17 protein-coding genes are annotated in these 18,486 nt (G+C 62.5%); 9 read left to right on the top strand and 8 right to left on the bottom strand.

Annotated features, from left to right (window positions below; genetic code table 11):
• The first annotated feature begins 3 nt into the window (after positions 1–3).
• From V474_RS20330 to V474_RS20300, 7 genes are all read left to right on the top strand, one after another.
• Complete coding sequence (locus V474_RS20330) at positions 4–1,113, top strand: aromatic ring-hydroxylating dioxygenase subunit alpha (RefSeq protein WP_236711358.1); 1,110 nt, start codon at positions 4–6, stop codon at positions 1,111–1,113.
• 90 nt (positions 1,114–1,203) lie between these two features.
• The gene (locus V474_RS20325; protein ID WP_059153224.1) at positions 1,204–2,235 is read left to right on the top strand and encodes an alpha/beta hydrolase family protein; all 1,032 of its coding nucleotides are present in this window, start codon (positions 1,204–1,206) and stop codon (positions 2,233–2,235) included.
• Between the two features lie 249 nt (positions 2,236–2,484).
• Complete coding sequence (locus V474_RS20320) at positions 2,485–3,672, top strand: LLM class flavin-dependent oxidoreductase (RefSeq protein WP_059153223.1); 1,188 nt, start codon at positions 2,485–2,487, stop codon at positions 3,670–3,672.
• 71 nt (positions 3,673–3,743) lie between these two features.
• On the top strand, positions 3,744–4,568 hold the full coding sequence (locus tag V474_RS20315) for an SDR family NAD(P)-dependent oxidoreductase (RefSeq protein ID WP_059153222.1): 825 nt from the start codon (positions 3,744–3,746) through the stop codon (positions 4,566–4,568).
• Between the two features lie 5 nt (positions 4,569–4,573).
• Positions 4,574–5,455 (top strand): alpha/beta hydrolase, encoded by an 882-nt coding sequence (locus tag V474_RS20310; protein WP_059153221.1) that lies wholly within the window; start codon positions 4,574–4,576, stop codon positions 5,453–5,455.
• Between the two features lie 146 nt (positions 5,456–5,601).
• The gene (locus V474_RS20305) at positions 5,602–6,414 is read left to right on the top strand and encodes an IclR family transcriptional regulator (protein WP_059153220.1); all 813 of its coding nucleotides are present in this window, start codon (positions 5,602–5,604) and stop codon (positions 6,412–6,414) included.
• 225 nt (positions 6,415–6,639) lie between these two features.
• The gene (locus tag V474_RS20300; RefSeq protein ID WP_169795119.1) at positions 6,640–8,193 is read left to right on the top strand and encodes an MFS transporter; all 1,554 of its coding nucleotides are present in this window, start codon (positions 6,640–6,642) and stop codon (positions 8,191–8,193) included.
• A 3-nt stretch (positions 8,194–8,196) separates the two neighbouring features.
• On the opposite strand, the gene V474_RS20295 is transcribed toward V474_RS20300, so the two are convergent.
• The 7 genes from V474_RS20295 to V474_RS20265 form a co-directional block, all read right to left on the bottom strand.
• The gene (locus V474_RS20295) at positions 8,197–8,394 is read right to left on the bottom strand and encodes a hypothetical protein (protein WP_059153219.1); all 198 of its coding nucleotides are present in this window, start codon (positions 8,392–8,394) and stop codon (positions 8,197–8,199) included.
• Between the two features lie 256 nt (positions 8,395–8,650).
• Positions 8,651–10,249: a GMC family oxidoreductase gene (locus V474_RS20290; RefSeq protein WP_059153218.1), complete on the bottom strand. Its 1,599-nt coding sequence runs from the start codon at positions 10,247–10,249 to the stop codon at positions 8,651–8,653.
• Between the two features lie 48 nt (positions 10,250–10,297).
• Entirely contained in the window at positions 10,298–11,794 is a 1,497-nt protein-coding gene (locus V474_RS20285; RefSeq protein WP_082699922.1) for an aldehyde dehydrogenase family protein, read from the bottom strand.
• Positions 11,795–11,822: 28 nt separating this feature from the next.
• Complete coding sequence (locus V474_RS20280) at positions 11,823–12,872, bottom strand: MDR family NADP-dependent oxidoreductase (protein WP_082699921.1); 1,050 nt, start codon at positions 12,870–12,872, stop codon at positions 11,823–11,825.
• A gap of 87 nt (positions 12,873–12,959) precedes the next feature.
• Entirely contained in the window at positions 12,960–14,114 is a 1,155-nt protein-coding gene (locus tag V474_RS20275; protein WP_059153216.1) for an amidohydrolase family protein, read from the bottom strand.
• Between the two features lie 117 nt (positions 14,115–14,231).
• The gene (locus tag V474_RS20270) at positions 14,232–14,558 is read right to left on the bottom strand and encodes a hypothetical protein (protein WP_148649488.1); all 327 of its coding nucleotides are present in this window, start codon (positions 14,556–14,558) and stop codon (positions 14,232–14,234) included.
• Positions 14,559–14,651: 93 nt separating this feature from the next.
• Positions 14,652–15,155: a nuclear transport factor 2 family protein gene (locus V474_RS20265; RefSeq protein ID WP_082699920.1), complete on the bottom strand. Its 504-nt coding sequence runs from the start codon at positions 15,153–15,155 to the stop codon at positions 14,652–14,654.
• Positions 15,156–15,283: 128 nt separating this feature from the next.
• On the opposite strand from V474_RS20265, the gene V474_RS20260 reads away from it, so the two are divergent.
• Complete coding sequence (locus V474_RS20260) at positions 15,284–16,441, top strand: epoxide hydrolase family protein (RefSeq protein ID WP_059153213.1); 1,158 nt, start codon at positions 15,284–15,286, stop codon at positions 16,439–16,441.
• Positions 16,442–16,669: 228 nt separating this feature from the next.
• Entirely contained in the window at positions 16,670–17,461 is a 792-nt protein-coding gene (locus V474_RS20255) for a helix-turn-helix domain-containing protein (protein ID WP_059153212.1), read from the top strand.
• 134 nt (positions 17,462–17,595) lie between these two features.
• On the opposite strand, the gene sucD is transcribed toward V474_RS20255, so the two are convergent.
• On the bottom strand, positions 17,596–18,486 hold the full coding sequence (gene sucD / locus V474_RS20250) for a succinate--CoA ligase subunit alpha (RefSeq protein ID WP_043971047.1): 891 nt from the start codon (positions 18,484–18,486) through the stop codon (positions 17,596–17,598).

Here is an 18,486-nt window from a genome sequence, read left to right as displayed (position 1 = left end):
CCCATGATCCAGGCGGCCAAGCCATTGAGAGAAGGAAGAACCAAGGCCATGCCGTTCCTCAAGAACACTTGGTATGTTGCTGCCAACGCTCCGGAACTTGATCAGGATATGGTGAGCCGCATGATCTGTGGCGAACAGATCGTGATGTTCCGTACCTCTACCGGCGAAGTCTCGGCAATTCAGGATCGCTGTCCGCATCGATTCGTACCGCTATCGATGGGCCGCCGAGTCGGCGATAGCCTCGAATGCGGATACCACGGCCTGCGTTTCGACGGGACCGGTGCCTGTGTGGATGCCCCCAACGACGACGACAACCAGAAGGCCCGTGCCTGCGTGAAGTCGTACAGAGCGGTCGAGCGGTATTCGGTCGTCTGGATCTGGATGGGCGATCCCGCGCTGGCGGACGAAGAAAAAATTCCCGCGTTCGAGTTCCTGGCGGATCAGGAAAATTACACCTGCTGCCAGGGGTATTCGCACATCAAGGGCAATTACCAACTGATCTCCGACAATCTTCTCGATCTCAGCCATATTCACTATCTGCATCCCGGAATTCACGAAGGTTCGAGCTTCGCGGACTTCACCAACAAGGTGCAGCGTGACGGCGATACTGTCTGGTCGATGTTGTGGCGCCACCATTATCACGTGGATGCTGCAAAGCGGCCGTTCTTCGGAATGCCCGGCGATGCCGAGGACGTGGAAGGTCAGGGGCATGCGCGTTGGGATGCCCCCGGCGTGCTGTTCGTCAACACCGCCTGGTGGGATCATGGCAGCAGCTTCGAAGAGGGCGTACGCACCCCAAATGCCCATCTCATCACTCCAGAAACGGAAACGACCAGCCATTATTTCTGGGCATCCGGCCGCAATTTCGCGCGCGACAACGAAGCGGTCACAACCGCGACTGCCGCAACCATGAAAAACGTCTTTGAAACGCAGGATGGCCCGATGGTCGAAGCCCAACAGCGCGACATGGGCCATTCCACCGATTTCCTCGACCACAAGCCCATCATTCTCAAGGCCGACGCGGCGGGTGTTATGGCACGACGCATCATGAGCCAGAAAATCCGGGCGGAACAGCCTAGTAAGAACGCAGACGTACTACAGCCTGCCGAATAGTGGCGCTCGAAGGCTGACTGGGCAAATTCAGACGGCCTTTAGCGTCGGGGCCTGGGGCCGGCATAGAGGCATCGGAGGGCGAGTGTGCGAATGCTGCTGCGCGTTCTTGTTACCGGGGTTATCGCCTGGTTAGCCGCCACAGCCGCGATCGCGGGGGAACGTGATCGCGGCATTGGCGTCGTGCATCTTACTTTCGTTGATGAAACACGCGCGGTCAGAGCGGCCAATGGGTTCGCCGGCTCGACCGATCGTCGCATCGATGTCACAGTTTGGTATCCCAACGATGTCGCCGATGGCGCGCGCGCTTCCCGGACACGGCTGCCGCTTGTGCTGTATAGCCACGGCAGCTACGGCCAAGCCGACAACGCGATGTATCTGGTGAGCGATCTGGTACGCGCCGGATACGTCGTGGCGGCACCGGACTATCCGCTTTCATCGCGCGCGGCCTATACCGAAGTGACGGCAAGCGACCCGGGCGACGTCGCGCAGCAGGCACGTGACATTCACTTCGTCATCGACCGCCTGCTTGCCGACAAGGCGCTGGCAGCTTTGATAGATCCCGCAAAGATCGCGACGATGGGGCATTCCCTTGGCGCCGTGACGAGCTATTTCGCCAGCTTCGCCAGCACCGTTCGCGAACCCCGTGTCGCCGCGACGGTGCTTCTGGGCGCGGGCGACCCCGTTCAGGCTGCACTTTCAGGCAACATGGGCCTGGCCGGCGCCTGGCACGTTCCCGCACCCGTTCCAGCCCTGTTCCTGTCCGCTGAGCACGACGCCTTCGCACGGTTCACCGGCCGACCTTATGCCGCATTCGCGAGGCTTGAAAAGCCGAAGTATGAGATCATGGTGAAGGGCGGCGTGCACGTCTGGTTTACCGATACCAACGACCAGCTCCCTGACGGCGGCAATCCCGATTGCACTCACCTGGGGCCGAACGCAGCGAGCCTGCCGGGTTGCGAGCCCGGCGTAAAGCTCATCGCTCCCCTTCGCCAAAAGGAAATCACCCGCACGGCGGTTCGCGATTTTCTGGACGGATATCTCAAGGGCGACCGCTCTCGGATCGAAGCCTTGCGGCGCCTCGGGACGTCGATCCCGGAAATCGAACAGCGCACTGAAGACTGATCCGAAATCGTTGGCGGCCGCGGCCTGCCAATTTTGAACCGGCTATGCCGGCTACTGCCAGAATCGTCTTTTCGGCATCGCCGCTCGTTCCGCGCCACACCATGACCTGCGCAGGCTGCGCGTATCCGTAATTACGCATTTCGATCCTGCATTACGCATTTGCGGGTCTTCCGACACGAATGGCTTGCCGATTGTACGTGTCAGGCGGGTAAGGTCGGGATCTTCAAAAAAACGGTCGGGAGATGAACAATGGATCTTGGGCTCTTGTACGAGTTCGACGTGCCGCAACCCTGGCACGGGGCGCATCCGTGGGGCCAGCGGATGGAAGAACGCCGCGTCTACAAGGAGAACATCGAGCAGATCGTCCTTGCCGACGAACTGGGCTTCGACACGGTATGGTGCGTGGAGCATCATTTCCGCGAAAATCGCTCGCACATGCCGAGCAATGAAGTGGTCCTGGGCGCGCTTTCGCAGATCACCAAGACCATCAAGCTCGGGTTCGGTGTGTCCCTGATGCCGCACGAGTTCGTGCATCCCGCGCGCGTCGCCGAAAAAGTGGCGACGGTCGACCTGCTTTCGGGCGGACGGGCCGTGTGGGGACTTGGCCGTTCCACGCCCATGGAACAACTCGCATTCGGGGTCGACATCGCCCGCAGCAAGGAAAAGATGCTTGCAGCCGCACGCACCGTCGTCGGAATGTGGGAAGCGGAGTACTACGAAGAACATTCCGAGTTCCTCGACTTTCCCAAGCGTATGGTCACTCCCAAGCCATGGCAGGATCCGCATCCGCCAGCCTGGATGGCGGCCGGGTCGGAATCGAGCGCGGTGATGGCGGGCGAGAACGGCTGCGGATTGTTGTGCTTCAGCATCATGCAACCCCTCAGCAAGCTCAAACCGATGATCGACGCCTACCGGCAGGCGCAAACGCGCGCGACCCCCCTCACCAGCATCGTGACGGACAAGGTCGGCATCTACACGCTGGTGCATTGCGCCGAATCGCGCGACGATTTCGAGAAGAACAAGCTCTGGGAGTCGATGTGGTGGTGGTACAAGGGTCTGGCCGAGTTCCACCTCAAGTGGGAGTTCGGCCATCTCAGCCCGGAACAGCAGAACGCCGCCTTCCCCTTGCTGGACAAGCAGGCGCGCGGTGATTTCGATATTACCCAGTTCGACAAGGAAGACATGGTCATCGTCGGCACGCCGGACGAATGCATCGAAAAGTTCCTCAAGTACGACGAGGTGGGCGTCGATCAGCTCCTCTGCTACCTCAACTTCGGCTACCTGCCGCACGAAGCCGTGATGAAATCCATCGAACTTTTGGGCAAGTACGTAATCCCGGCCCTGGCAAAACGCGGGAAAAACAGTTCGGTCGCCGCACTGCGCAGCGCCGTTGCCAGTGCTGAAAAGGCCGTCGACGAGCCGGTCGCTTCGATCTGATCTCTCTACGCCCGGTCGCGGCCAGCGGACCGGGCGTACGGTACCATCATGGCGTATGTCGGGAAACGCGGATGAACGAACTTTTCGGAATGACGGGAAAACGAATCCTGATCCTTGGCGGCGGTCAGGGGATGGGCCGGGCCACGGTGCAACTGCTGGCCCGGCTGGGCGCTGATCTGGCTGTGGTCGATCGCGAGCCGCACCGTGCGCAAGAGGTCGTCGAGGAGGTGCTTGGCGCAGGCGGTTCAGCCCGCGCCCACAGCTTCGACGTCCTGGACGACGGCGCGCTGGTAGCCGGGATCGCGGAGGTGGAAGAACGCTCCGGCCCGCTCGATGGCATGGCAACTGTCGTGGGCATGGCAGCCTGGGGGCAACTCGTGGACATGGACATGAGCACCTGGGACGAGGACCAGAACCGCAACCTGCGGTATTTCTTCCTCGCGGCCAGGCAGGTCGCCCGCAGCTTGATGGCGCGGCGCGCCAGCGGGTCGATCGTCTGCGTGAGTTCAGTCGATGGCATGCGCTCGGCCCCCAATCACGGGGCTTACGGCGCGGCGAAGGCCGGGCTGATAAATCTCGTCAGCACTATGGCGGCCGAATGGTCGCCCTATGGCGTGCGCGTGAACGTGGTGGCGCCAGGGCCGATCATCACGCCTCGCATCCCTTTTATGGGCGAGGAGGCGGAACGCGAAGCCATGGTCAACGTGCCCATGCATCGGCGCGGCACGGTGGAAGACATAGCCAAGGCCATCGCCTTCTTCCTGTCCGAACTTTCGCCCTACGTCACGGGACAGACGTTGGCCGTGGATGGAGGGTCGCTCGTGACCAACCCCTTCTTCAAGCTGGCAGACCCCCTCGCCGCCACCGTTCCTGACTTGCCGCCTGCTGCCGCCTGAACCGGATGGTCGCGCCAAGTCACCCCATCTGCCCGGGCCTGCCTGCCCAGCGCAGCGGGTTCGCAGCCTCTGGCGAACTCGCGGCCCAAAGGGCGGGGCTGCGTGATGCTGTCGGCGCGGGGATATGGCGCACCGATCCAGAGCCCGAGGAATTCTACATCGGCGCGGTGCGATGTTTGCGGTTTGCCGGACACGGCGAGCCACGCGCCACCCTTCTCCATTTCCACGGAGGAGCCTTGCGGATCGGCTGCCCGGAACAGGTCGGGCCTTTCGCGGCAGCCGTGGCCGCCCAGTGTGACGTCGACGTCGTCTGCCCCGCCTACCGGCTTGCGCCCGAGCACCCGTTCCCGGCAGCCATCGTCGATGCATGGGCCGTGTTTGCGGCATTGCGGCTTCAGGAAGGTCGAATAGTCGCCATTTCCGGCGATTCAGCCGGCGGAGCGATCGCCGCCAGCCTCACAGCTATGGCTGTTGTATCCGATACGGCGCCTGCCGCTCTTGTGCTGCTGTCCCCGTGGCTGGATCTTACGGTCACTCACAAAAGCTACACCGCCAATGCGGCAACTGACCCCTGGTTCTCGCAGGCCGCCGCGCAGGCCGCCGCCGCGCTTTATCTTCAGGGCACCGCCCCCGATCATGCCTGCGCGTCGCCTTTTCACGGGCGATTGCACGGCTTTCCGCCGACATTCATAAATGCAGGATCAGGTGAAGTTCTCGCCGGCGACGCGATCGGGATGGCACGGCGACTGCGCAACGCCGGTGTAACGATCGAACTGGACCTGGTGGAAGGAATGGAACACGTCGCCATTACGCGCGATCCCACCCTGCCTGCCAACGCCCCTGTCATGGGCAGGCTGACGAATTTCCTGCGCCCATTGGTCGGCTGACCCGAACCGGCACCGCGACCGAAGCGAGATCTCTGGACGCAAGTTGAGGCTGACGCTAGTCTGGACACAGACAAGCGCAGGCCTGCACCGATCCGGCGAAGCAGGTGATTTTTGACGCAAGAGCGAACGGGAGGTTCGGACTGCCTTTGACCGATTCGCCCGCGCCTGAAGACAACTGGCCGATGAAAGTCGTCCGTTCGGGAGAACGGCGCAGCCTTTCGCGGTCCGCAACCCGTGCGCTTGATGTGCTGGAGTATTTCGGGGAAGTCCGACGCCCGCTGCGCGCGGTGGAAATCGCGCGGCATCTGGAACTTCAGCCATCGTCAGCCAACCAGTTGCTCAAGACGATGCTGGAATCTGCCCATCTCGCATTCGATGCCAGCACCAAGACCTACCTGCCGTCTCCCCGGCTGACGCGCTTCGGAAGCTGGATGGCGGCGACATACGGCAGCAACGTGCCGTTGCGCCAAGCCATCGCCGAGGTGCATGTTGCCTCCGGGGAAGTGGTGACGCTGACCACGCCCAACGATCTGTTCATGCAAGTCGTCGACCTTGCGGACGAAGCCCTGCCGTCGGACGGCCGCGACAGCGCCGAACGGGGGCTGCGTGTGTCGATGTTCGGCTCCGCGATCGGGGCGGCTTATCTCTCCACGATCACCGTCGCCGAAGTCAGACGTCTGGCGGAGCGGGCGCGCATATCCGGCGAGGATTGTGAAAGGCTGCTGCCTCGGCTCGCGCGAGTGCGGACCGCGGGCTTTGCTGACGGACCCAGCGCACAGGATGCCGTCTGGTCGGTCGCGATCCCCGTTCCCCAGCGTTACGCCAGCATTCCGCTCGTTCTCGGGCTTGCGGGACCGGCCGACCGCATCAGGTCAAGACGACAGGAACTGGCGCACTTGTTACGATCTGCCGTCACGCGGCTGGACGATCATCATCATGCGGATCAGACGATTCCGTAAACCGGGCCGGAAACCTGAACCAGAGTATTTGCAATGCATGTCACTAGATGCAATATGCGCCAAAGCGATTAAAGATCACGAACCGACACATCAGCGGATCAAGCCTCCGGCGGCATGGCAGCTTTCGCGCAACTGCGGGACAGCGAACCAGGCGGCGTGAATGCTTCCGGCCGGCGTTACTGCCAGCGGGACGCGATGGCTGGGATTTGGGAGAAGGTAGTTAGCATGACGGCAGCCCCCCCTTCCGCGCGCATTGCGCGCTCGGCCTACTTTGCATTGCTGGTCCTCGTATTGACGAACTTGTTCAACATGCTGGACCGGACGATCGTCTCCATCCTGGCCCAGTCGATCAAGGTGGACCTCAACCTCAGCGACGGCGACCTGGGTTTCCTGCTGGGAACAGCCTTTGCGGTGTTCTATTCGGTCGTGGGGATCGCCATGGGCCGCATCTCCGACTTCGTCTCGCGCAAGAAGATGCTGGCGTTCGGCCTTGCACTCTGGTCGGTGATGACGGCGCTGGGAGGGGCTGCAACGGGCTTTCTTTCGCTCAGTGCCGCCCGCATCGGCGTGGGTGTGGGTGAAGCGGTCGCCAACCCTTGCTCGCATTCGCTGCTGGCGGACGTGTTCCCGCCGCGCAACCGCGCGCTGGCGCTCGGCACTTACCTGACCGGCACCTTCCTGGGCAGCGCGATCGCGATGATCGTGGGCGGCCTGTTCGTTCAGAGCTGGCCCTCGTTCTGTTCGGCCATTCCGATCGCCGGAGCATGTTCGCTGGCCGGTTGGAAGGCCGCGCTCGTGGCGGTCGGCCTGCCGGGTCTGGTGCTTGCCTTGATGGTCCTCACCCTGCATGAGCCTGCGCGGCCCAATGTGGCTCGCACCGGCATCGTGCGGATTATCGTGCGTGAAATCGCATCGGCCCTGCCGCCGTTCACCCTGATCGTCATTCATCAACTGGCCGGGTGGCCGGGAACCGTACGCAACTTTCTCCTCATGATCGCCATCGCTTGCGTTTCGGGCGTGCTGACATGGCTCAGCGGCGATGCGGCGCAGTGGATCGCCTGTGGTCTGGGCGCATATTCGATAGCCACCTGGGGCCAGGTACAAAGCTATGGCGACAAGCCGCTGTACAGGCTGACCTACGGCGACCCGACGTTCTTGCTGAGCATCGTCTCGACCGCGCTGGTCGCCTGCATCATCGCCGGGATCAGCGTCTGGGCAGCGCCTCTGGCCATGCGTACGTTCGCGATCTCTCCGGTCAAGATCGGCATCGGCCTTGGCTCGGTGTTCGTCCTGGGGTCCCTGCTCGGTGTCGTGCTTGGCGGGTGGTTGACCGACAAGTGGAAGGCGAGCGATGCCCGCGCGCCGCTCCACATGTCCGCGATTACGTTGCTGGGCCTGGTCCCGAGCATCGCGGTCATCGCCACCACGAAATCGGTGGAAGTGTTCTTCGGCGCCTACTTCTTCCTGAGCATTTTCGCATCGCTGTGGAGCGGGGGCATCGCCGCCCTTGTCCAGGACCTGGTCTTGCCGCGCATGCGGGGCGCGGCCGCGGCCTGCTACTCGCTGGTCGCCATCGTGGTCGCTTCCGGAATCGGTCCTTACTGGACGGGCAAGGTCAGCGAAATGACGGGGTCATTGGCCACCGGCATTGTCAGCATCCTGCTGCTTGCCCCATTAACGCTCCTGGTGCTCTGGCTGGCGGCAAAGCGGCTGCCGCACGAGAGCGCGGCGCATCGGCTCGCTCTTGCCGTGGAGGCAGGCGAGCCGATCCCGGGCTGAACCTCAATGATCGTGGTCGTCGTCGTCTTCCGGCGGCGAACACAGGATGGTCCATGCCTCGAACAGCGCCGACCGGGCCCGCTTCACGGCCGCCGCCGCGTCCCCATCGACCGGCGTCAGCCTGACAACAAGATCGACGAGGGATTCGTTGAAATCGTGCGTTGCCCGGCGCAGTTCGATGCGGGCGGTATCGGGTTCCATCACAGTTCGAGTTCCTTCTGGTAAATGGTCAAGGCGTCGCAAGTCGGGGGCCGGATCGGCCCCTCGTCTACATGTCCGTTCGGAAAAGTTCGCGGCGGCATCAGTGCGAACGAACGCAATCGCCACCTCGCAGCGGGGCCGCCCCGACACGGTTGGCGATCCGCGTTCCCACAAGACCGGGGCAACAGCCTTTGCAGGGGCAGGATGGCGCCGCGATCTGGCGACCGGGAAGCCCCCTATCCGGCACCGCCGGCAATCACGCCGCGTCTGCGCGGATAAGGTCAGCCGCCTTTTCACCCACCATGATCGCGGGTGCATTGGTATTGGCCGAGGGCATGATCGGCATGACGGAGGCATCCGCCACACGCAGTCCTGCAACCCCGCGGACAGACAGGCGCGGATCGACCACCGAAGCGGCATCCCCGCCCATCCGGCAGGTGCCGACCGGATGATATCCGATCCCGGCCCTGCTGCGGATCGACTGCTCCCACTCCTCATCATTGCGAGGAATGTCCGCTGGCGCGATCCGCCCGCGAAGATGGCCCCGGAAGCTGGGTTCGCGCATGATACTGTCGACCTGCTTGAGGCCCTTGATCAGCGCGGCGACATCCTCGGGCGCGCCAAGCAGCCTGTGGTCGATCACCGGCGCATCGCGCGGATCGACACTGCGCAGACGGATTTCCCCGCGGCTGCGCGGCTTGGCGACGTTGGCGTAGATCACCACGCCCGGCTTCTTGTGCGGGCCGTGCGTGGCTGGATCGAATGCCAGGGGTCCGAACTGCAGCTTGATGTCCGGCTCTTTCAATCCGGGTTCCGAGCGCAGAAACGCCATCGCTTCGACGGGAGTGATCGTCATGATGCCCCGCCGCGCAAGGAGATACCCGGCCATGCCCAGCGCCAGCCTCACCGGCCCCATCCGCGTATTCACGGTGGGAATATCGACCAGCAGGCTGGTCGCGACGCTGGCATGTTCCTGCAAGTTCTTGCCGACTTCGGGCGCGTCTACAACTACGGGTATGCCCTGAGCCTGCAAGGCATCGGCCGGGCCGATGCCCGAGCGCAGAAGGATCGCGGGCGACTGCATGGTGCTTGCGCTGACGATCACTTCGCGGCGCGCCGAAACCGTCCTCACCTCGCCATCCTGAATGAACTGCACCCCGGTCGCTCGTCCGTCGTCGATCAGGACCTTGTCCACCAGGGCGCCCGTCAGGACGGTCAGGTTCGGGCGTTTGGTGGCTTTGGAAAGAAAAGCCCGGGCCGTGCTGGATCGCTGCCCCGCCCGTTGCGTGACGAATGAGAGGAACGCTCCGTCGATGTCACCTGAACAGTAGTCATCGACCTTGCGCAGACCGGCATCGCCGCAGGCCGCGATGAACGCCCGCGACAGCGGATGGACGCGGCGCGGCAGCGTGACGCCAAGTGGCCCGCCGACCGCATGCGATTGCCCGGGCGCCCCGTTGAAATCTTCCGATTTCCTGAAATAGCTCTGGACCGCATCCCAGCCCCAGCCATCGCAGCCCAGATCGCGTTCCCAGCTATCGTAATCCGCGCGCGAGCCGCGAATGTACATCATGCCGTTGATCGAAGATCCGCCGCCCAGCATCTTGCCGGCGCTCCACATGACCTGCCTGCCGCCCAGCGAGGGATCGGGCTCGGTCATGTACATCCAGTCCGCCGCCGGCTTGGCGAGCATGGTGTAACAGCCCGATGGCATGTTCGCCATGAAACGATCACCTTCACCGCCGGCTTCGAGAAGAACCACACGGCAACCAGGGTCTTCCGAAAGACGGGCGGCCAGGACGCACCCCGCACTCCCGCCTCCGGCGATCACGTAATCGGCTGCTTCGATAGTCATGGCAATTCCGCCCAGTTCTTTCCGGCTACGTGTATACGGCAGTGGCGCTCAGGTGGCGGAACCCAGGTTCATCACCTGAACGTCCTGGAACGCGCGGATACCTTCGACACCGCGTTCACGGCCGATACCGCTCATCTTGTGCCCCCCGGAAGACGAATTGGCGCTGGCGAAGAAGGCATTCACGTTGATCGTGCCGGTATGAATCCGCTTTGCGACGTCCAGCGCCTGGCGGGCATCCTTGCCGTAGACGTACCCCGAAAGCCCAAGCGGGGAATCGTTCGCCATCTCGACGGCATGGTCGACATCGCGATACCCGATCACCGCGACGACCGGTCCAAAGATTTCATCCTGCGCGGCCGGGTTCGAATTGTCGGGAACGTCAAGGATCGTCGGTTCGAAGAAATAGCCCGGACGGTCCGCGCGCTTGCCGCCCGCGACCACGGACGCACCTGCCGCCACGGCCAGTTCGACGTACCGCGCGCAGCGGTTCACCTGGCTTTCGCTGATGACGGGACCCATCGTGGTTGCCGGGTCGGTGGAATCGCCGATGACGGCATAGGCAAGGCTGGCCTTCATGGCCTGGAGGACTTCGGCCTTGCGCTCTTGCGGCACGAAAATGCGCGTTCCCAGAACGCAGCCCTGTCCGGCGTGCGCCATACATACACCGATCGCCGCAGTCGCCGCCGCTTCGACCCGATCGGGAAGATAGATCTGCGCCGATTTTCCGCCCAGCTCCAGTTGAAGGCGCTTCATGGACGGCGCGGCCTGGCCGGCCACGATGCCCCCGACCTCGGTCGAGCCTGTGAAGCTGACCATATTGATGCGCGGATCGGTGGTGAGCAATTGCGCACCTTCCGCACCGGCTTCGGCGAGAATGCTGACGACTCCCTCGGGCAAACCGGCCTGCGCGACGATCTCGGCAAGCGCGAAGGCACTGAACGGCGTGAGGGGACTGGGCCGCAGGATCACGCTGTTACCGGTGGCAAGCGCCGGCATCAGTTTCCACAAGTTGATGTGCAGCGGGAAATTGTATGCCGAAATCGCCGCCACGACGCCGACCGGAACATAGCGGCGGATGCTCTGGACGAAGCCCCCCTGTGCGTTGATCCGCTCATCGAGCGAGATGGGGTTTTCTTCCAGCTCGGGCAGCTTGAGGCAGAGGTCCAGCATGACCTCCATCTGCTTGAGCGGAGAGCCTACCTGCGCCTCCAGCGCGAAGGACTTGATGGGTATGCCGGTCTCGGTGACGATCAGCGAACGCAGATCATCGCTGCGGGCGACCATGAGATCCAGCAACGCCCGCAATTTCGCAACGCGCCGCACCAGCGGCGTGTTCGCCCATTCGCCCTTGTCGGCGGCGGCACGGGCCGCGGCGATCGCGCTATGGAACTGCGCGAGCGACGCGCCTGGGAACGATGCGGTGACTTCACCCGACGACGGATTGCGCACCGTCATTTCCGGGCCCTCACCTGCCGCCAGCTGCCCTGCGACAAGCAGCTTGGTCGGAAGCCATGATACCGCAGCTTCTGGTGCGAGCGTTGCCATATTATTCACTCCGTTAATTCCGCTTCGTTCAGCGGGCGCCGGCTTCGGCCACGCGGACCACGACCTTGCCGGTCGTGCTGTTTTCGAAAAGATCGATCTGTGCTTGTGGCAAGCGTTCCAGCCCGTCCACGATATGGACTAGGGGCTTTATACTGCGCTTTGCCAGCAGATCGGTGATCTCCGCCTCGAACGCAGGGCGCAAGGCATCCCTGCCGTACTGGCTGAAACTTTCGATACGTATGCCCTTGCCCATGACCGCATGCAGCACAGACGGCAGGTTGTCGCGGTCACCGCCCGCGCCGCCGTCCTGATACTGCGACATCAGGCCGCAGATCAGAACGAGCCCCCCGAACGCCACGTAAGGCATCATTTCCGCCAGCAGCGGGCCGCCGACGTTATCGAAATATACATTGGCCCCATTGGGCAGGGCCTGTGCCAGTTGCGCATGGAAATCGGGCGAAAGCCGGTCGGCGACAGCGTCGTAGCCGACCTCGTCCAGCAGATAGCGGCGCTTGTCCTCGCCGCCGACGATCCCCACCGCACGGCCGCCTCTGGCACGAATCAGCGAACCGACTGCGGAACCGACCGCACCGGCCGCGCCGCTCACCAGGAATGTGTGGCCCGGCTTGACGCCGCCTGCCGTCTCGAGCCCGATATATGCGGTGAAGCCGGGGAGCCCCCCGATGCCCAGCGCATTCTCGACCCCGCCAAGGCCCCGGGGTACCCGGTTCACGCCTTGCCCGTTGGACACGGCATGATCCTGCCAACCGAAGCGCCCTTCGACGATGTCGCCTGGCTGGTAATCGGGATGCCGCGATTCCACGACCTCGCCGACTGCCGCGCCGGGAATGGTCGCACCCAACGGCAGCGAAGGCATGCTGCTGATGCCGAGCGGTTTGCGGTCGATGAAAATCCGCAGCATCGGATCGACGGAGACGACCAGATTACGGACGAGAAAGCTGCCTTCGGCAACCTCGGGTATGGCGCCCGTCTCGATCTTGAAGTCGTCCGCGCGCAATCGGCCTTCGGGATAGCGCGAAAGCGTCACTCGCCTTGATGCCTCGTTTTCGAGACTCATCCTCTGTCCTTTTTTACCTGGAATGCGGCAAGAGAACGCGGACCGGCCGCACAACGCAGCCGGTCCCTGGTCGATTGCCGCATTCGATCAAAGATTGAACAGCGCCTTGGCCCGTCCACCGATGATCATGTTCTTCTCGTCTTCCGGAACGCCCGCAAAAAGCTCTTCAATCTTGGCGAGCGAGTGCGGGAAGGTCGTTTCCGAGTGCGGGTAGTCCGACGACCACATGATGTTGCCTGCGCCTGGCAGTTCACGCATCAGAATACCGGCGCGGTCATGAATGAATGAACCGAAGATGTTGCGCTCCCAGAAATAACTGGGCGCATGTTCAAGAACGCTGTTAACCCAGTGGCGCTGCTTGTCCCAGGTCTCGTCCATGTAGTTGGCCGCAAACGCGAACCAGCCCACGCCGCTCTCCACCGAAACCAGCCTGAGGTCGGGGAAGCGCTGGAATACGCCGCCGTAGATCATGATGGCGATGGGTTCGCCCATCCCGAACTTCGACATCAGCAGGTCGGAAAGGAAGAACTTCGGCTCGGTGAAGCGCACCGCGCGTCCGCCCAGGTGGATCGTTACCGGAATGCCGAGGTCGCACGCCGCCTTCCAGAACGGGTCGAACTCCGGATCGGCATAGCTGCGGTCACCATTGACGTCGCCGGTGAGCGCGCGGGTCTGCGCATCCAGGCCCGTCGCGCCGGCAACGTCCACCTTTGCCATCGGGAAAGCGGGTATGTTCACGGCCTTGAGCCCGCGTGCCGCGAAATCGCGCATCATCCGGATCGCCACATCGACGTCCTGCATCGGCACATAGCCGACACCGGCGAAACGCGACGGCGCGTAGGCACAGAAATCGGCCAGCCAGCGATTGTATGCCTCGAAGCTGGCGAGGAACAGTTCGTTATTGGTGGTGCCGAGCGGACCGCCGCCAAACAGCACGGCTGTATCGATGCCATCGGAATCCATGTCGTCCAGGCGTGCCTTGGGCATCCAGCCACCGGCGCGGGCATCCGCTGCACGACCGTGCATCTTGAAGTCCTTGCCGTCACGCCCCGCCTGCGCGCTGATCAGGTTGAGCTTCCTGCGGCGCCCTTCGAAGACGATGTAGTCACAGTCTTCGCCATGCTCGATCTGGGGCGCCATCTCGCGAAACGGCTCTGACAGATAGTCGGCCCACATGTCGTGCGAAGGATTAACGTGGGCATCGGCGTCAACGATCGGGTTGGCCCGGGTCATAGCATCCATTTGACGATTCCTTGTTCTATTCTGCCGCCGACTTTGGGCGCACCGCGCATTCTTATCAAATATCAAAATGCCTCATCTTGATATCATGGAGATATAGCGAGGCGGCTGAACCTGCTCTCAGTTCGCCTGATGATGCTCCGAGATGCCCACCAGCGACAACGTGTGCGTGCTTGCCAGGGCGTCACTTACCGGCATGCGTTCCGTTCCCATCATGCCGCCCATGGACTGGAGCACCGGCATCGGATCGCCGGCTATCTCGTAAATCAGCATGAAGTCCCATGCCGGCATGCCTTCGAGTGGTTTGACTGGAAACACCCGGTGCCGCTCCGCACTGACGAATCCGGGAACGGCGAGAAGATCGGGTATGTGACGATCATCGTACCACCGCTGGAGCTCCTCGATTTTTCCTTCAACCGCTTTTGCGAGGACTACCATCTTGTGCATGTATTCTCTCCTGTCGCACATTCGTTTGCCTTGGCGGCAGTCGGACGGCTCGTCGCCGAACCACCTTGTTTATGTCGATGACATGGCGTCAATTCAGGCGAACTGCACCGGGAATGCGAGCATCCGCGCTTTCTCTTCCGGCGCGAGGTTGCCCAGCCTGCCGATCTTGACGCGCGTGTGCGCGATTTTCCAGCCCTCCCCGGTCCGAACGACCGTGCGCTGGTACCAACCGGCATTCCAGGTGTCCTCGCTTGCGGAAAGGAACAGATAGCTCTGAACCGTCTGCGCAGTGTCCGTACCGAGTTCGATGCGGGTAGCCCCTGGCAAATGAATGCCGTGCGGCGCCTGCGACAACATCGCGGCCACTTCTTCCCGGCCTCGCAGGCTTTGCCGGAATACATCGTAGACGGTGTCGTGGGTGAACAGGTCGAGCCAGTCCTCGAACTGGTTGATCTCGAGCCGGAGACAATATTCGTCGAGCAAGCGACGGATTGCCATTTCATCCAGCATGGCGCTCACATCATTGGATCGGTCGGTCAATGCCGCTTCCCTCTTCCCGTTGCGGCCGTGCCCGGCACTTGCCTTGACCGCCCGCATTTATGCAATAGCACATGTGCATACCGACTCGGCGCGCCGAGCGCCAGCCCCTCCGTTGCATGCCACTGCGTTGCGGCCAGTTGCGGTTTCATCTCGATTTTGCGGGTCACCGCAAGGAAGGACACCCCATGACCCAGAGCATCGAACCGTTCCGCTGCGATGTACCCCAGAGCATGCTGGACGACCTGAAGGCGCGATTACAACGGACCCGCCTTCCGGACCAGCTGACCGATGCGGGATGGGATTATGGAACGGAGCGCGGTTTCCTCGATCGGCTGTGCGCCTACTGGCGCGACGAATTTGACTGGCGATCGGCCGAAGCGCGATTCAATCGCTTTGCGCAGTACACCACGCAGATCGACGGTGAGAATGTCCATTTCTATCACGTACGGTCTCCCGAGCCGGACGCCGTGCCGCTAATCATCACGCATGGATTCCCGGGTTCGGTGGCCGAGTTTCTGGACATAATCGGACCACTCAGCGACCCTGCTGCCCACGGGGGTGACAGGCGGGACGCGTTCCACGTCGTCGCTCCGTCGATCCCCGGCTACGGCTTCTCTGGTCCCACCAGGACGAAAGGCTTTGGCTTGATGCGCGCTGCGGCCGTCAACAGCAGGATCATGGAGATACTCGGCTACGACCGCTACTTTGCACAAGGCGGCGACTTCGGGTCCGCCATCTCGAGCAGAATGGCGATGCTCCACCCCGATCGTATGATCGGGTTGCATCTGAACTTCATCCTGGGACAACCCGCCGATCCCGATAAACCCCTGGCCGGATTGACGGAAAAGGAGACCGCGGCCCTGCAGTGGAAGCGCCATTACGACGAGCGGGAAAGTGGCTATCAGTCAATCCAGAGCACCAAGCCGCAGACGCTGGCCTATGGGCTGACGGATTCGCCGGCGGGCCTCGCAGCCTGGATCATCGAGAAGTTTCGCACATGGACGGACTGCGACGGCGATGTCGAGGCTCTGCTGGGCATGGACCGCATGCTGGAAAACATCATGCTGTACTGGGTCACCGGCACGATCAACTCGGCAATGCGCCTGTACTACGAATCCATCGGCCCCGACCGGGCTGCCACCCCTGAATGGCAAAAGATAGAAGTGCCTACGGGACATGCCCGCTTTCCGGCGGAAATCCGGCCCACGCCGCGCCTGTGGGCAGAGCAGATGTACAATATCGTGTACTGGAACGAGCTTGCGAAGGGGGGGCATTTTGCCGCGCTGGAACAACCAGCGCTGTTGGTGGACGACGTCCGAAAGTTCTGCCGCGCGCTTCGCTGATACCTGCCCTCGGCGAGGCTGCCTCGGCGGGGTGCGGTCGCGCCGTTCACCGCACTCGGCTAGGCGATGCGAACGCCGATACTTGGCCCGTGCGGAGGCCTCATCGGCCCTGCATGAGCACGTTGCGCGAAGGGGGAACGGGCGATGCCGGGGGGACCACCCCGGAGATTTTCATTGACTAGACCGCCCCGGCATCGGATTAATGCAACACCGCAAGGGAGTTTCATAATGACATTTGTCGTCGAACCGCGTCGCGCCAAATCCGCAGTGCGCGTGATCGAAATCTTCGAGTTCTTCGCCGCCGGCCACGAACGCGCCACTGTGATGGACATCGTAAGACAATTCCGCCGCCCGCAATCGAGCACTTCGGAACTGCTGATGGCGCTTGTCGAAATGGGGCTGCTGTACCGCGATATCGAAACGCGCTCGTACTCCCCCACTCCGCGGCTGGCTGAACTCGGACGAATCGGTCAGCCAGACTTCATTCGCGACGGCCAAGTCTATAAATATATGAACAGACTTGCCCAGACTACGCGCTGTGAAGTGGGCTTGTTCGGAATAGTGGGCACCCGTGTGCAAATGTTTCACAAGATTGATGGGCCTGACGAAGCGCTGATGGAGCATGAAACCGGATCAAGCGCCTTGCTATCGGCAAGTGCAGTAGGAAGGCTCCTGTTATCGACGTTGCCTGTAGCGCATTCGAATGGCCTGCTCTGGCGCCTGCAAGCTGAAGCCTTGGAGAACGACCGGTTTGACTTGAAGAAAGTCACCGAAGAGGTGGCTTTGATGTCGGAGAAGGGCTGCGTAACGGGTACGTTCGGCTTTTCCAAACGCACTCAGGTTACCGCGGCGATCATCCCCGATCTACGATCGAGGCATCGGTTGGCAGTAGGTGTCATATATCCGGATACGGCGCGGATCGACGCTACGGCGCTGGCGTCGACGCTTAAGCACGGGCTGGCTCACCTGGGTGATGTCGACAAGGCCGGTCCAGTCGATCTTCTGCGAGGCGTGTCGTGAACGGCTCGGCCGGGCAACCTTAAAAATCTTGGAAAATTCGTGGATTCTCGTTGATCTGCGGCCTCCAAGGCGGTGCCCGAAGCAGCGTAGTTTGAAAAGGGGTGCCCTCATTAGATGAGGGCACCCTTTTCGTATCAGGCGAGTTCCTTCAGGCGTTCCACAAGGGTCTCACCCAGCAGCGACGGCGAGGACGACACCTTGATGCCGGCTTCTTCCATGGCTGCGATCTTGTCTTCGGCGCCGCCCTGGCCGCCCGAAACGATGGCGCCGGCGTGGCCCATGCGGCGGCCCGGAGGCGCCGTGCGGCCGGCGATGAAGCCTGCCATGGGCTTCTTGCGGCCGCGCTTGGCTTCGTCCTTGAGGAACTGAGCCGCTTCTTCTTCAGCCGAACCGCCGATTTCGCCGATCATGATGATCGACTGGGTGGCTTCGTCGGCCAGGAACAGTTCCAGCACGTCGATGAAGTTGGTGCCGTTGACCGGGTCGCCGCCGATGCCGACTGCGGTGGTCTGACCCAGACCTGCGTTGGTCGTCTGGAAGACCGCCTCATAGGTGAGCGTGCCTGAACGCGACACAACGCCGACCGAACCCTTGGAGAAGATCGAACCGGGCATGATGCCGATCTTGCATTCGCCGGGGGTCAGGACGCCGGGGCAGTTCGGGCCGATAAGGCGCGACTTCGAGCCCGAAAGGGCGCGCTTGACGCGAACCATGTCGAGGACGGGAATGCCCTCGGTGATGCACACGATCAGTTCCATCTCGGCGTCGATCGCCTCAAGGATCGAGTCGGCGGCGAACGGCGGCGGAACGTAAATGCACGATGCGGTCGCACCGGTCGAAGCCTTGGCTTCGGCGACGGTGTTGAAGTTGGGCAGACCGATATGCGTCGTGCCGCCCTTGCCGGGGGTGACGCCGCCGACCATCTGCGTGCCGTAGGCGAGAGCCTGCTCGGTGTGGAAAGTGCCGGTCGCGCCGGTCATGCCCTGGGTGATGACCTTGGTATTCTTGTCGATGAGAATGGACAT

Source organism: Novosphingobium barchaimii LL02, assembly GCF_001046635.1.
In the GTDB taxonomy this organism is placed as follows: domain Bacteria; phylum Pseudomonadota; class Alphaproteobacteria; order Sphingomonadales; family Sphingomonadaceae; genus Novosphingobium; species Novosphingobium barchaimii.
This window is presented reverse-complemented; position numbering and strand designations above follow the sequence as displayed.